Source organism: Shewanella sp. T24-MNA-CIBAN-0130, assembly GCF_040310185.1.
Lineage (GTDB): Bacteria > Pseudomonadota > Gammaproteobacteria > Enterobacterales > Shewanellaceae > Shewanella > Shewanella psychromarinicola.
Map to the genome: position 1 here is coordinate 1 of NZ_JBEOPP010000531.1, position 240 is coordinate 240.

Annotated in this window: 1 protein-coding gene; it reads right to left on the bottom strand. The window is 45.4% G+C overall.

The features are described from left to right. A partial coding sequence (locus AAEZ02_RS23400) for a type I restriction-modification system subunit M N-terminal domain-containing protein (RefSeq protein ID WP_351125623.1) occupies positions 1-240 on the bottom strand: 240 nt, incomplete at both ends.

Here is a 240-nt window from a genome sequence, read left to right on the forward strand (position 1 = left end):
GGGCAATAGCGGGCATAAAAAAAGTATCGTCGTACTCATCTTCATCATCGCTAAGCTCTTGCGCTTGCGCCTGAGTTTTACCTTTATCGAGGTAATACTGAACGACCCTTTCACGCTCTTCATCGAAGGCATCCGACAAGCGCTTTAGAAACATCATGCCAAAGATGTAGTCTTTAAATTCAGACGCATCCATATTGCCACGCAGAATATCGGCCGTTTCCCACAAGAATGATTCAAGGG